Source organism: Kribbella sp. NPDC006257, assembly GCF_040613535.1.
Taxonomy (GTDB): domain Bacteria; phylum Actinomycetota; class Actinomycetes; order Propionibacteriales; family Kribbellaceae; genus Kribbella.
The window spans coordinates 94,120-107,371 of record NZ_JBEXSJ010000025.1; the positions used below are offsets into that span (position 1 = coordinate 94,120).

Annotated in this window: 12 protein-coding genes; 4 read left to right on the forward strand and 8 right to left on the reverse strand. The window is 66.6% G+C overall.

Annotated features, from left to right (window positions below; all coding sequences use genetic code 11):
* Nucleotides 1-339: 339 nt before the first annotated feature.
* The 3 genes from ABZ004_RS27320 to ABZ004_RS27330 all read right to left on the reverse strand — a co-directional run bounded on the left by ABZ004_RS27320 (nucleotide 340) and on the right by ABZ004_RS27330 (nucleotide 4,252).
* Complete coding sequence (locus tag ABZ004_RS27320; RefSeq protein ID WP_355683914.1) at nucleotides 340-2,097, reverse strand: DUF222 domain-containing protein; 1,758 nt, start codon at nucleotides 2,095-2,097, stop codon at nucleotides 340-342.
* 148 nt (nucleotides 2,098-2,245) lie between these two features.
* On the reverse strand, nucleotides 2,246-3,532 hold the full coding sequence (locus ABZ004_RS27325) for a glycerophosphodiester phosphodiesterase family protein (protein WP_355683915.1): 1,287 nt from the start codon (nucleotides 3,530-3,532) through the stop codon (nucleotides 2,246-2,248).
* 126 nt (nucleotides 3,533-3,658) lie between these two features.
* Nucleotides 3,659-4,252 carry an ABATE domain-containing protein gene (locus ABZ004_RS27330; RefSeq protein ID WP_355683916.1) on the reverse strand — a complete coding sequence of 198 codons (594 nt, stop codon included), beginning with the start codon at nucleotides 4,250-4,252 and terminating at the stop codon, nucleotides 3,659-3,661.
* A gap of 62 nt (nucleotides 4,253-4,314) precedes the next feature.
* Here ABZ004_RS27330 and ABZ004_RS27335 point away from each other — a divergent pair, with 62 nt between their 5' ends.
* On the forward strand, nucleotides 4,315-4,971 hold the full coding sequence (locus tag ABZ004_RS27335) for a maleylpyruvate isomerase family mycothiol-dependent enzyme (protein WP_355683917.1): 657 nt from the start codon (nucleotides 4,315-4,317) through the stop codon (nucleotides 4,969-4,971).
* Nucleotides 4,972-5,101: 130 nt separating this feature from the next.
* Here the strand turns inward: ABZ004_RS27335 and ABZ004_RS27340 are convergent, their stop codons facing one another.
* Nucleotides 5,102-5,965 (reverse strand): RNA polymerase sigma-70 factor, encoded by an 864-nt coding sequence (locus tag ABZ004_RS27340; protein WP_355683918.1) that lies wholly within the window; start codon nucleotides 5,963-5,965, stop codon nucleotides 5,102-5,104.
* Between the two features lie 160 nt (nucleotides 5,966-6,125).
* Here ABZ004_RS27340 and ABZ004_RS27345 point away from each other — a divergent pair, with 160 nt between their 5' ends.
* The gene (locus ABZ004_RS27345; RefSeq protein WP_355683919.1) at nucleotides 6,126-6,596 is read left to right on the forward strand and encodes a carboxymuconolactone decarboxylase family protein; all 471 of its coding nucleotides are present in this window, start codon (nucleotides 6,126-6,128) and stop codon (nucleotides 6,594-6,596) included.
* Here ABZ004_RS27345 and ABZ004_RS27350 read toward each other — a convergent pair.
* The 4 genes from ABZ004_RS27350 to ABZ004_RS27365 are packed head-to-tail and all read right to left on the reverse strand — an operon-like array spanning nucleotide 6,569 to nucleotide 11,799.
* Nucleotides 6,569-8,683, reverse strand: a complete 2,115-nt coding sequence (locus ABZ004_RS27350; protein WP_355683920.1) for a DUF4185 domain-containing protein — start codon at nucleotides 8,681-8,683, stop codon at nucleotides 6,569-6,571. The two genes, ABZ004_RS27345 and ABZ004_RS27350, sit on opposite strands and share 28 nt — an antisense overlap.
* 11 nt (nucleotides 8,684-8,694) lie before the next feature.
* Nucleotides 8,695-9,459, reverse strand: coding sequence for a carbohydrate ABC transporter permease (locus tag ABZ004_RS27355; protein ID WP_355683939.1), 765 nt, complete (start codon nucleotides 9,457-9,459; stop codon nucleotides 8,695-8,697).
* A 22-nt stretch (nucleotides 9,460-9,481) separates the two neighbouring features.
* Complete coding sequence (locus tag ABZ004_RS27360) at nucleotides 9,482-10,438, reverse strand: sugar ABC transporter permease (protein ID WP_355683921.1); 957 nt, start codon at nucleotides 10,436-10,438, stop codon at nucleotides 9,482-9,484.
* Nucleotides 10,438-11,799 (reverse strand): sugar ABC transporter substrate-binding protein, encoded by a 1,362-nt coding sequence (locus ABZ004_RS27365; protein ID WP_355683922.1) that lies wholly within the window; start codon nucleotides 11,797-11,799, stop codon nucleotides 10,438-10,440. Before ABZ004_RS27365 ends, ABZ004_RS27360 begins: the two co-directional genes overlap by 1 nt.
* A gap of 228 nt (nucleotides 11,800-12,027) precedes the next feature.
* Here ABZ004_RS27365 and ABZ004_RS27370 point away from each other — a divergent pair, with 228 nt between their 5' ends.
* Nucleotides 12,028-12,666, forward strand: coding sequence for an SIS domain-containing protein (locus ABZ004_RS27370; RefSeq protein ID WP_355683923.1), 639 nt, complete (start codon nucleotides 12,028-12,030; stop codon nucleotides 12,664-12,666).
* Nucleotides 12,667-12,786: 120 nt separating this feature from the next.
* On the forward strand, nucleotides 12,787-13,252 hold a 466-nt coding region (locus ABZ004_RS27375; protein ID WP_355683924.1), incomplete at its 3' end, for a PfkB family carbohydrate kinase.

A 13,252-nucleotide genomic window follows, 5' to 3' on the forward strand; every position in this document is an offset into this window, starting at 1 on the left:
ATCCCTCACTTCCACGAAGCCAGGCGTACTGAACGCGACACCGAATCCCTCACTTCCACGAAGCCAGGCGTACTGAACGCGACACCGAATCCCTCACTTCCACGAAGCCGGGCACAGCGAACGCGACACCGAATCCCTCACTTCCACGAAGCCAGGCGTACTGAACGCGGCACCGAGGTCCCCACTTCCACGAAGCCGGGCACAGCGAACGCGACACCGAATCCCCCGCCCTTGAAGGGCGCGCGGAGAGCGCGACACCGAGTTCGCGGTCGGTGATGCGGGGCCTGGTGAACGCGATCTGCTGCTCCCGGGCCGGGGCGGCCGGGCCTGCCGGGGCCGTTAGCCGGTGTCGTGGGTTTCGGGGCCCCAAGGGTTGAAGTCGGCAGGCTTGAGCGTTGTCAGCGGTGGTGGGTCGGTGACCAGCGGGAAGGCGCGGACCGGGCGGAGTGTGTGGTCGGGAGCACCTTCGCCCCAGAACGCATCATCATGGGGTCCGAAACTATTCGCTCCCGGTTCGCCGCGCGAGGTTTCGCCTGGTCTGGCAGGCGATGCGCCGCTCGTTCCGGGTGCTGCTGCCCACGCGGGGACGGAGGCTCGGGCCCCGGCAGGGCGGGCTGTGGTCGTGACCGACCCGGGAGTTGCGGCCCAGGCGGGCAAGGAGCTGCCGACCCCCGCAGGGCCGGTGGCGGTGGCGGCAGGGCCGGTGGCGGTGGCGGTGGCGGTGGTCCGGGCGAGACGGGAGGCGCCGGTTCCCGGCGGGCGGAAGGTGGTGAACCAGGCCCGGCGGCCGGTACTGCGGGGTGGGTCGGCCCAAGACGGTCTGGTGACGTGGACCTTGCCCTTGGTGATGGTGATTGTGTAGTGGCCGTGGTGAACGGCGGTGTGATGAACACCGCACAGGAACACGAGATTCTCGACCGACGTCGGGCCGCCGTCGATCCAGTGGATGATGTGGTGGGCGTGGGAGTACCGGGGTGGCATGCCGCACACGACGCAGCCTTTGTCGCGGCGGGCCAGGACACGCCACATCGCTTTGGTGACGTACCGCTGGCCACGGCCGACATCCAATGGTTCGGATTCCGACCCGAGGACGACCGGGATGACTTCGGCGTCGCAGGCCAGCCGGCGCACCGCGGCGGCCGACAGGCGGTCACCGAAGTGAAGGTCGCCGGTGGCGTCACGACCTTTGTTCTTCAACTCGTCGTAGTCGATGGTGATGGTGATGTGGGGCTTGATCCCGCCGTGGCCGGGGAGCTCACCCGCCGCCGCAGCGACCGACAGAACATCGGACAGGGCGTCGGCTTGGCGCTTCTCGAGGGTGCGGGGGTCGCGTTCACCGTCGAGGGCCGGGCGGGGCTTCGCGCCTGCCTCGATCGACGTCTTGAACAGTGCAGCATTCTCCGCAGCCAAGAACCCGGAGAACTTCACGCCATGATCCGCGTTCGTGATCCGCAGCGCTTCACGCTGCCGGGCGGCGTCCTCGGCCGGCTCCGAGCCGTCGGTGTCCAGAACGTCACGGACTCGTTTGCCGAGTTTCTTCAGGTCCCACGGGGACAGGTTCCGGGCCGCTTTCACCATCTGGTCCTCGGCGGCCTGCAAGTCCTCCACAGGCACCATCGCCGCGGCCGGGACCGCCTCCAACGCAGCCACGATCGCTTCGGCCTGACTCGGGTGCAGCAACACCGGCAACTCATCCCCCGCCACGACTTCAGCCGGCAAGGTGTCAGCGGGCAGGGGTTCGCCGGTGTCGTCGGTGACGTCGGCGGAAGGGTCGGCGTACTGGACCGCCGGGTCGGGGCCGGGTGGGGCGTAGACGTCGGGCAGGGCGGCAGACACGGCCGGGTACTTGGGCAGCGCCAAGGCTAGTTTGAGGTCGCGTTGGGTTTCGGGTGGGTTGAGGCGGTGTCTCGACGCGACGAACCCGGCGGTGGTTTGGCCGCTGATTTCCTTGGTGTGACCCGTTTCGTCCAGACGGGCCAGGACTTCCAGGCGGTAGGTCTGCAGGACCGACATCTCGGCGTGCAGCGCGTCGAGAGTGGCGAGTGCTTCCTCGCCACTCAACATGTACGCCGGACGCGGCGCCTCCAAGAGGTCCATGCCGACAACAGTAGACCCCGCCACCGACAGTTTTCCAATGAGAATTCCCTTATTTTTAAGGGGATTGACGTGCATCAAGATCCAGCCAAGTTGTCCACAACAACGTACAGATTGTGGACAACGGCAGCGCCTTCGAGAAGAGCGACTATCAGGGTGTGGTGAAGCTCAGCGAGTCGGCGGTGAAGCCCTTGGTGGCGGCAGAGCTGCTGGACCAGACGGTCAGGCTGATTCGATTGCTAGAGGCAACAGCGGCGTACGTGGTGATGAGCTGTTGCCAGCCGGCGACTGTGGTGAGGACTGCAGTCTTGGAGCCGACCGTCGTTCCGCTGGCGTTTCGTTCGCGGACGTAGAGGTTCAGCTTCTGGCCGGGGACGTCGGGTTTGACCCAGACGCTAGCGGTGTAGGTCTTTCCGGCGGCGGTGGCGTTCGCCGTACCGTCCAATGTCTCCGGGCTACTGGTGAATCCGTGCTGGGCAGCGGAGGACGAGTTGTTGACCGATCGGATCGCATAGCTGCCGTCGTACCCGCCGGAGACTCGTGTGGTCGCCGAGTTCGCCGACCAGAGTCCAGTCCAGCCGGTGAGGTCTGCCTCGATGCTCTTGTTGGTTACGTATTCGTGGCTGACCGGTGGTGTCGAGGATGGGCAAGTGGTCGCTGCCCATTGGAGGTATTCGGTGATTTTGTTGGTGATGATCGCATCGACGCCCCACTGGCGCAGGCGGGCCCAGTTGGTGGCGTCGTTGACGGTCCACGCCTTCACCTGCTGGCCCCGGTAGTGCAGGTCGCTGACCCGGGCCGCGGTCAGGTAGGTGTACTCGAGGTTCTCGCTGACGATCCCGGTCGGGGGCGGGAGGATCGGGTCGTAGCCGAGGATGTTGGTGGTCAGCGCTGGGTCTGCGGTCTTGAGGTGCTGTACGGCGGGGAACGGTGCCGCGAAAGCCATCAGGTGCACTCGCGATTCGAGTCCACGCAGTTTGTTGAGCAGGATCTGCTCTCGCGCCGCACCCAGCCCGGTCGGCTTGATCTCCAGCAGGAGGTGTCGGTTCGAGGCGGCGGTGACGACGGCGAGCAACTGATCGAGGGTCGGCGGGTGCTGACCGTCGGCGAAGGTCAGCGCGGAGAACCGGGCGGCCGTCATACCGGCGATCGAGCCGGTCCCGTTCGTCATCCGGTCGACGGTCACGTCGTGCATGATGACCGGCACCGAGTCGGAGGTGAACTGGACGTCGGACTCGACCCAGGTCGCCCCCGCGGCAAAGCTTGCTCTGAAGGCATTAAGGCTGTTCTCGGGAGCACCGGCAGCGTTGCCCCGATGGGCGATGCCAGTGGGACAAGGCGGCACGGCCTCGGCGCGAGCAAGGTTGCCGATGGCAACCAAGGAGGCAGTGAGCAGGATCAGACCGGTCAGACCGGTCCACGAACGGCGAAATGTCATGGCGGGTCCTACCTCTAGGCGGTTCGAGAAAGGCTCACGATCGACGTTTCCTCGGACCGGTAGCGCCCCGGCATCGGCCGGGGGACCCGCTTGTGACTGTTGCCCTAACCCTTCGCGCCGGGCAGGTTACGTGCTGTGTTTGCGTTGATAGTGCCTGTTCACCCGCTCGCGATTTCCGCACGACGGCGAGCACCAGGTCTGCCGCGGATCGTCCTGCAGGAAGTACTTCACACACCGAGCCGCCGGACACGCCCGCAGCCGCACTCGATCCGGCCCGAGCAGAAAGTCGATCCCCGACCTCCCGACAGCACCGACCAGCAGCGCCGCCGGATCCGTCGATCGCCCCGACCAACGACTCGCTGGCGCCCCATCCGACGGCCAGACGAGGTGAGCCGTCCCCAATTTGTCGGCCGCCTTGTTCAGCACGGCCAACGCAGCCTCGACTTCCAGCAACTGATTGGCATCCGCGCGACTTGGTGGCGCCGGGCTGACCGCCCGAGCAAACAGCGAACGCACCGCCCGCCGCACGCCGGTCAGCGCCTGCCGCAAAATCTCGTTCACAGCTAACGCGGAAGCATCCAAAGAATGCCCCAGTACTACGGACGCCAACGGGCCGTTCTCTTCCAGCCAGGAGCCCAGTCCGGCATCCGTCGCCAGCAGATCCGCAACCCCACCCTGCCCGTCATGGCGGATCGTCGCCGCGAGATTGAAGGCCAGCATGCTGCTGAGTCTAATGGCAAACCAGGTTGATCCCATGTGAGCCGGCGCTCTAGGGTGCTGCCGTGAACCCTGACGTGACGTCATCGGTCCAGCGGCTGAACCAAGTCCTGGAAGAAGTCGACGAGGCAACCGTTCGAGCACCGTCGCGGTTACCGGGCTGGTCCCGCGGTCACGTACTCACCCACATCGCGAACTTCAGCGAAGCGATGACCCGGCAGGTCGACGAAGCACTCGCCGGGCGGCTGGTCGACATGTACGACGGCGGCCCGCCGGCCCGGAACGCCGCCATCGAGAGCGGAGCCGGCCGCCCGGCCGGCGAACTCAAGCAGCACGTCCGGACAGCGACCGCCGGGCTGCTCGCCGCGTGGAGCGAGGTCGACGACTGGGATCGGCCGATCCGGCATCGGGACAGCAATCTCGCCGCCTCGGTCTACACCGGCTGGCGGGAACTGGAGATCCACACCATAGATCTCGGCCTGGAGCCGACGAGCGACGACTGGTCGAAGGAGTTCTGCCTGCATCTGCTGGAGTTCCTGCGACCGAGGACACCGGAGAACCTGCGGCTGATCCTGCGCGCACCCGACGCCGAGTGGGAGGCAGGCGCCGGCGAACCGCGCATCCTCACCGGTGCCCTGACGGACCTGACCGCCTGGATGGCAGGCCGCGAACCGCAGGGCCCGATCACCGGCGCCCTCCCAAACCTCAACCCCTGGCCCTGACCCGGCTCACGACCTCCCGGGCTCGGACCCGGCTCACCAACTCCGGGCCCGGACCCGGCTCACCGACTGACCTGAAGGCGGCCTACCCACCAGCTCTCAACGCGGCTCACCGACTGGCTCCGAGCGCGGCTCAGCGGGTGACCGGTGTTTGCTGGGTGATCCGGGACAGTTTCTCGGGGTTGCGTACGGCGTACAGGCCGGTGATGCGGCCGTTCTCGAGCTGGATCGCCAGCACGGCGCTGAGTTCGTCGTCGAAATGGACCAGGAGCGCCGGGTAGCCGTTGATCTCGGCCGGACGCAGGGAGACGGCGGCGGTGATCCGGCTCAGAATGCCGGCCACGCGTTCGGCACCCTCGACCGGTTCAAGAGCAGCCTGGACGACACCTCCGCCGTCGGTCAGCAGGATGACGTCCGGGGCGAGGATGTCCAGCAGGCCTTGCAGGTCTCCGGTTTCGACGGCTCGCTGGAAGGCGCCCAACGCGTCCCGGGTCTCGGCCGGCGAAACGACCTGGCGTGGCCGGCGGGCGGCGACATGACCGCGGGCCCGATGCGCGATCTGGCGGACCGCCGCCGGATTCCGGTCGACGGCGGCCGCGATCTCGTCGTACTCGAGTCCGAAGACATCCCGCAGTACGAAGACCGCTCGTTCGGTCGGACCGAGCGTCTCCAGCACCAGCAGCATCGCCATCGAGACGCTCTCGGCCAGTTCGACGTTCTCGGCGACGTCAGGAGTAGTCAGCAACGGCTCGGGCAACCACGGCCCGACGTACGACTCCTTGCGCCGGCGCAGCGTCCGCAATCGGGTCAGCGCCAGCCGGGTGGTGATCCGGACCAGGTAGGCCCGCTGATGTTCCACCTCGCCGAGGTCCACGGCCGCCCAGCGCAGCCACGTCTCCTGCAGCACGTCCTCCGCGTCCGCCGCCGACCCGAGCATCTCGTACGCGACGGTGAACAGCAGGTTGCGGTGGGCAACGAATATCTCAGTGGCAGACACGGGACCTCCTGGCTCGATCAAATCACCCCACAGGACGCCGCCCAGCGCCACCGTGTGACATCACCGCCCGGTGGCGCACGTCACACCAGCAGTCCCGTCACACGCAGCGGCCCGCCAGCATCCCCTGGTCACCATTGACGCCACGAGTGAGGACCAGACCATGGAACCCCGTTTGAACCTGCAGACCAACGAGTTCTCCGCCAAGGCCGGCAAACGGTTCGCCGGTGTCAGCCAAGTGATCCAGCAGTCGTCACTTCCGCAATCCGTCCAGGACCTGGTGATGATCCGCGCCAGCCAGCTCAACGGCTGCGGCTACTGTCTCGACTTCCACACCAAGGACGCCGCGGCCGCGGGCGAGACTCCGCTCCGGATCAACCTGGTCGCCGCCTGGCGCGAGACGACCGTGTTCACCGACGCGGAGCGTGCCGCGCTCACCCTCGCCGAGGAAGGCACCCGGCTCGCCACCGGTGTCTCCGACGAGACCTGGGCCCACGTCCGCAAGCACTACGACGAAGAGCAGAGCGCCGCCCTGGTCTACCTGGTCGCGATGATCAACGCCGCCAACCGGCTCGGCGTGATCACCCGCACCCAGGGCGGCTCGTATCAGGCCACGGCAAAGTCATCGACCTGAATAAAGGTGTCCGCACCAGGAGCTGTGAACCCGGCGTACAGAGTGATCGCCTGTACGCCGGGAGGCACGGTGACCGTCACCTCGTGCCGGACATACCCACTCGAAGCGCCGTAACTCTCCTCACCCAACACCTGGGAACCAGCCCGTACGCCGAAGCGGCCGGCACCGGCCGGAAGCGCCGCTGAAGCGTTGATCCAAGACGTGAATTTGTAAGTGGTGCCGGGCTCCACCGGGATCAGTTGAGTCAGCGCGCTCCAACCAGTGCCCGAAGTCCGGATCCAGCCGTTGTTCGCTCCGGAGTGGGCGAATCCGAGTCCGCGATCGACCCCGTTCGCGGCGGTTCCTTCGAAGACCCAGGCAGGCTTCCCGCTCCCGGTCGCCTCGAAGCCACCGTCGGCCAGCTGCACGGCGTACCGGACGGCCAGTTCGGCGATCGACGTGAAGCTGCGCGTCCCACCCGGCAGCCCGATCACCCGGACGCCATCAGTCTCGACAGCAGGAAAAGTCAGCCGGTACGTCGTGTTGGCACCCGCCGTCGCCTCGCCCGGGTAAGCGGGCTCCACCGACTGGGATCCGACCTCGACCCAGGCACCGTCCTGCTTCACCTGCACTCGCGGCCGGCCGGTGAAGTACCCGCCCTGGGCGGAGACCGCGCCGGACGTGAAGTCGACCCGGTTCACTTTGTGTTTCGCCGGCCAGGTGTACCCCCACCACGAAGCCCCCTTCACCTCGTCGTCGAAGTCGTTCTCGCTCCCCGTAGTCGCCCCGTCGTTCAGCAACGCGAGGCTGCCCGAGTGCGAGGATTTCGAGATCGCGACCACACCGGTCGACGGGGCGGCGAGGTTCGTATCACCCGGGACGTCCGTGGCCGGCGCGTTCGACGAAGGAGTGAGCACCATCTTCCGCAGGTTGAAGTTGTAGACCGAGGTACCGATGCCACCGCCGCCGCAGGGACAGACGTTCGCCTGGAGATACATCGTGCGACCGTCGGGCTCGAGGAACTTGGACGGGATCGTCACGCCGTACCCGCCGTACTTCGAAGTCGTCCATGGGTACCCGCTGAAGTCCTTGCTCAGGAAATGCTTCCACGGTCCCCACGGCGTCGGCGACTCGTAGAACTCGAAGGTGTACTCGGTCCATGACGTGTAGACATAGCGCTTCTGCTGGGGCAGATAGGTGACGCCGCCTTGGCTGATCACGCTCAGGTTGCTCGCGTTCGTGCCGTAGGTCTGCGGGTAGAGACGGCGCTGATCCGTCAGCACCGGTCGCCGGTCCTTCAGCTTGTGCGACCAGGACGGTTTACCACCGTCGCCGGCAAAGAATTCCCAGGCGCCGCGATCCTGAACCTTCGTCTTCGGCACCCGCGCCAGGAAGACACTCTGCGGATCCGCGACCGTGTCGTCGAAGGAGTCCCGCCAGTTTCCGTCCAGCCCATAGGCATAGACGTAGCCGTCCGGGCCACCTTTGCCGAAGTCGGCGAACCAGATCGTGGTGAAGATGTGATCGGCGAACATCGGCTTGCGCCGGTCCCAGGTCCAGGTGCGGCCGTGATCGGTCGATTTCACGATCGTGGCCGCCGGTACGTCGTTGAAGTCGAGCGCGAGATCCTGCACGGCTAAGTACAAGGTGTCGCCGACGCAGACCATCCCGGTCGGCTTGCGGTTGTACCCGGCGCCGCTCCAGACCGGGCCCACCTGCTCGCCGCGGGCGACCGTCGTACCGGAGAGGTTGCCGACGTCGCCGCGGACCTCGCTGACGGCGACATCGGCGAAGTCGCCGTCCAGACTGAAGCCCTTGCCGTCGCCGTTGGCCGTGTAGAGGTTGCCGTTGCCTGCCCAGCAGGACGGCCAGAGGTCGCCGTCACTCGCGCTCGGTATCCCCTTGGTCTCGACCGTCGTGGTGCCGACGAAGGTGCTCGCCGAGGAGGAGGCCGAGGACGAGGCTGGGGCCGCGAACCCGCCTGCGCCAGATCCCGAGGACGAGAGTGGGGCGGCGAGCCCATTCACAGCTGACCCCGACGACGAGGTGAGCAGAGCGGCTGAGCCGAAGACGAGCGGCAGTACTGCGAGCAGTGCTCCATGCTTCACGAGCGCGTCCTTCACTTCAGGCCGGTGGTCTTCATCGCATCGACCAGGCGCTTCTGGCCGGCCACGAAGACCACGACGGTGGGGATCGCCGCGATCACCGCGGCGGCGAGAATGAGGTTCCAGGCCGAGGCGTACTGCCCCTGCATGCCGGAGATGCCGAGCTGGATCACCCGCAGGTCCGGGTTCCGGGTGATGGTCAGCGGCCAGAGGAACGCGTTCCAGTTCGCCAGGAAGAACAGCACGGACAGGGCAGCGAGCATCGGCCGGCTGAGCGGAAGGATGACGCTCCAGTACCGGCGCCAGTAGCCGCAGCCGTCCAGGTCGGCGGCCTCTTCGAGTTCGCGTGGGATGTTCAGGTAGTACTGCCGGAGCAGGAAGATGCCGAAGGCGTTGAAGATGCTCGGCACGATCAGACCCGCGTAGCTGTCCAGCAGACCGAGTTGCTTCGCCACCAAGAACAACGGCACCAGGATCACCGGCAGCGAGACGAGCAGCGTCGACATGATGCCGGAGAAGAGAATCCCACGGCCCGGGAATCGCAGCCGCGCCAACGCATAGGCAGCCATCGAGTGGAAGAACAGCGCCAGCACAGTAACCACCACCGACACCAGTGCGCTGTTCAACAGGAACCGCGGCATCGGGATCTTCAGCAGCACGTACTGCAGGTTGTCGAACGTCCAGGTCGACGGCCAGCCGAAGGAGAACACGTCCTCGGCCGGCTTCAGCGCACTGATCAGGATCCACACCAGTGGCGCGACCGCGACGATCGCCAACACATGAGCCAAGACCGGAAAAAACCTAGTCCGCATCGAAACGACCCCCTCGGGTGAAGGCGAACATCAGCCCGGTGCAGACGACGAGGATCGCGACGACGACGGTGGTGAGCGCCGCGGCGTACCCCATGTTGTTGAAGGTGAAGGCCTGTTCGTAGATGTAGAGCACGACCGTGCTGGTCGCGCGCGCCGGACCCCCTTTCGTCAGCACATAAACCAAGTCGAAGGCCTGCAGGCCGGTGACCGCGCCGATCGTCGAGTTGATCACCACGAAGAAGCTGGTCGGCCGGAGTAGCGGCCAGATCACGTACCGGAACCGCTGCCACGCGCTCGCGCCGTCGATCTCGGCCGCGTCCTCGAGTTCCTTCGGCACGTCCTTCAGGCCGGCCAGGAAGACCAGCATCTGGTAGCCCATCAGGAACCAGACGCTGATCACCACATAGGTGCCCAGGGCAAGTGACGGCGTACCGAGGAAGGACACGTCGCCGAGCCCGAGTGGCGCGAGCAGCTTCGACAGCGCGCCACGCTTGTCCACCAGGAGGAACTGCCAGATCAGGCCGACAACGACCAGGCTGACCACGTTCGGGAGGAAGAACGCGGCCCGGACCCAGGCGATGCCCTTGAAATGGTTCCGGACCAGCATCGCCAGCGCGAAGCTGACCACGAAGGCCAGCGGCACGAAGGAGATCACATAGATCCCGGTGATTCGCAACGACGCCCAGAGCTGGTCGTCGTTGCCCATCAGCTTGTAATTGGCCAACCCGACGTACTGGTAATTGCCGAACCCGTCGACCTTGAAGAACGCGACGCCGAAGGCGAGCACCATCGGCACCGCGACAAAGATCAGTAAGCCGAGCACGTCGGGAGCCAGGAACGCGTACGCCGCCAGAGCCTCGCGGCGCTTCTTGGTCATCGAGGTCTTGACCCGCCGCGGCCTGGTGACCGCGGCGGGCGGACTCGGGGGCGCTGTCGTGGTCACCATCAGCTGATGGGCGCGCCCTGGTAGGTCTTCAGGAAGGTGTCGATCCGGGCCGCCGCATCGGCCGCCGCCTTGCCGGGATCGGCGGCGTTCAACTGGCAGGCCTGGATCGCGTCGGAGATCGGCTGATACACCTCGGGTGGGAACCGCGGCTCCGGCTTGCCGGTCGGCGCGATCTCACTGACGAACTTCTTCAGTACGCCGGCAGCGAAGGCGCCCTTGGCATCCGCGGCCTGCTGCACCGACTTCCGCGGCGGCACGTTCGTCTTGACGACCGTGTTCCATTGCCGCTGCCGCTCGATCCCTTCGGCATCGGTCGAGCCGAGCGCCCAGGTGATGAACTTCGCCGCGGCCTCCGGATTCTTGCCCTTGGCATTGGCGACGAAGGCCCAGCCACCGAGGTCGGTCGCCGGTTTTCCGCCGTCGGGTGTCGGGTGCGGGATGATCCCGTACTTGAAGTTCTTCGCCTTGGTGCGCATATCGGAGACAGCCCAGATCCCGCTCTGCTGCATCGCGGCCGCGCCCGAACCGAGGTTGGACACGACGTCGCCACCGCCGTCGCCGAGCGCCTTGCGGGGAGCGAGCTTGTTCTTCACCGTGTCCTGCCAGAACTTGAGCGCCTGAACGGCGGCCGGTGAATCGAAGGCGACCTTGCCGTCCTTGATCGGCGTACCGTCGCCCTGCCAGAGGAACGGGTACCAGGTGAAGTTCTGGTAGTAACCGGGCAGCGTCTCGAACATCACGCCGTACCGGTCCTTGCCGGTGAGCTTGTCGGCCACGGCCAGCGTCTGGTCCCAGGTCTTCGGCAGGTCGGCCTCCGAGAGGCCGGCCTTCTCGAACGCGGTTTCGCTGTAGTACAAGGCGAGTGGCTCGATCTCCATCGGCAGCCCGTACACCTTGCCGTCGACGCTTCGGGCCTCGAGCAGTCCGGGGAGGTAATCCGCCTTGGACTCCGCGGTGAGGGCCGACGAGAGGTCCTGCAGCACCCCGCCGTTGTAGTAGCGCAGGAAGTCGCCGGGGCTGATCAAGAAGATGTCCGGACCCTGGCCGGACTGGAACGCGGTCTGCAAGGTCGTCCCGCTGAGGTAGTCCTTGCCCGCGATGTAGCGCAGCTTCACCTTGGCGTCGTTGTTGGCGTTCCACTGCTCGACCAGCGACACGAACCACTTGCTCTGCGGGTTGGCGTCGTCGGCCGGTCCGTAGAAGTTCCAGAACGACAGCTCCTTGCCACCGCCGCCGGTGTCGTCACCGCCGCACGCGGTCAGCAGCGGCCCCCCGACCGCAGAGGCAGCGAGTGCGCCGAGGCCGCCGCGCAGGACAGTACGCCGGCTGAGCGGCCTTGCAGGGAAGGATGATGCGGGCATCGCAGACTCCAGGGGAATTCGAGCGTCCAGGTTGGGCAATCGATTTCTCACAAATTACGATCACGGTCCGGATCGGTCAAGAGGTCCGACCGCCTGACTTTGCCTGGCTTTGGTAGATCGCCTTGTTTTGCGGTCTTCGAGCGGGGCTGCAGGCGTTGACACTGTGTCGCGCGGTTGCCTACTCTCTGGAAATCGATTTCTGACTCCTTCAGCGGAAGCGGGGCGAGGATGCCGAACCGGGCGGGCGAGCTGCCGCGGGATCTGGTCACCCGCGGGCTGGCGGCGGCGCGGACTGCGATCGAGACCGAGGCGGCCGCGGTGTCGGCGCTCGCGGGTCGCCTCGACGGCGTGTTCCTCGACGTCCTGACTGCGGTCGCCGCCTGTGAAGGGCACCTGGTCGTCACCGGGCTCGGCAAGTCGGGTCTGGTCGGGCGGAAGATCGCGGCGACCTTGGCGAGCACCGGTACGCCGGCGACCTTCATCCATGCCGGTGATGCCTTGCACGGCGACTCGGGTGCGGTCACCGCACGCGATCTGGTGCTCGCCTTGTCCGCATCGGGCGAGACGGCCGAGGTCTGCGCGTTCGCCCGGATGCTCGCCGATCGGGACATCCCGGTGATCGCGATGACCGGCGCCGAGGACTCCACGCTGGCCAAGCTGGCGACGTACACGCTCGACACGATGGTGTTGCGCGAGGCGGATCCGTTGAACCTGGCCCCTACCGCCTCGACGACCGCGGCCCTGGTGATGGGCGACGCGCTCGCCTGCGCCCTCGTCGTACTGCGCGAGTTCACCCATCACGACTTCGCCCAGTTCCACCCCTCCGGATCCCTAGGCCGCAAACTCCGCGGGGACACCCATGAATAGGTACGACGTGCTTTCTGCCTCGCCTCCGGCTCGGCGGGTCATGGGGCTAAGCTCCCGCCCTTCCCTCCTCCCTCCGGTCGCTTCGCTCCCTCCACTCCTCAGTCCAGGACCGGGGGCCCCATGACCTTGCGATACGACGTGTGTGTTCTGGGGTCGTTCATGAAGGATCTGGTGGCGTCGGCTGAGCGGCGGCCGTTGCCTGGGGAGACTTTGCACGGGACTGGGTTTGCGGAGTTTCTTGGCGGTAAGGGCGTCAATCAGGCGGTCGCGGCGGCTCGGATGGGGGCTCGGACGGCGATCGTGGGGACGATCGGGGACGACCGGTACGGCGATGAGTTTCTGGAGCTGTTGAAGGGCGACGGGGTCGACACCGCGTGGGTGATGCGGCATCCGGAGCTTGGTACCGGGGTGGGGTTGCCGCTGGTGCTGCCCGACGGTGGGAACTCGATCATCATCGTGTCGCGGGCGAACGCGGCGATCACACCGGCTGACGTCGAGGCGGCGGGCGAGGTGCTCGCGGCGAGCGCAGTACTGAGTGTGCAGCTCGAACTCCCGGTCGAGGCGAGCCGGGCTGCCCTCCCGCTGG

Coding starts and splice junctions, on each gene's coding strand:
- ABZ004_RS27320 (WP_355683914.1), bottom strand. CDS start 2,097: ATGGACCTCTTGGAGGCGCCGCGTCCGGCGTACATGTTGAGTGGCGAG.
- ABZ004_RS27325 (WP_355683915.1), bottom strand. CDS start 3,532: ATGACATTTCGCCGTTCGTGGACCGGTCTGACCGGTCTGATCCTGCTC.
- ABZ004_RS27330 (WP_355683916.1), bottom strand. CDS start 4,252: ATGCTGGCCTTCAATCTCGCGGCGACGATCCGCCATGACGGGCAGGGT.
- ABZ004_RS27345 (WP_355683919.1), top strand. CDS start 6,126: ATGGAACCCCGTTTGAACCTGCAGACCAACGAGTTCTCCGCCAAGGCC.
- ABZ004_RS27360 (WP_355683921.1), bottom strand. CDS start 10,438: ATGGTGACCACGACAGCGCCCCCGAGTCCGCCCGCCGCGGTCACCAGG.
- ABZ004_RS27365 (WP_355683922.1), bottom strand. CDS start 11,799: ATGCCCGCATCATCCTTCCCTGCAAGGCCGCTCAGCCGGCGTACTGTC.
- ABZ004_RS27370 (WP_355683923.1), top strand. CDS start 12,028: ATGCCGAACCGGGCGGGCGAGCTGCCGCGGGATCTGGTCACCCGCGGG.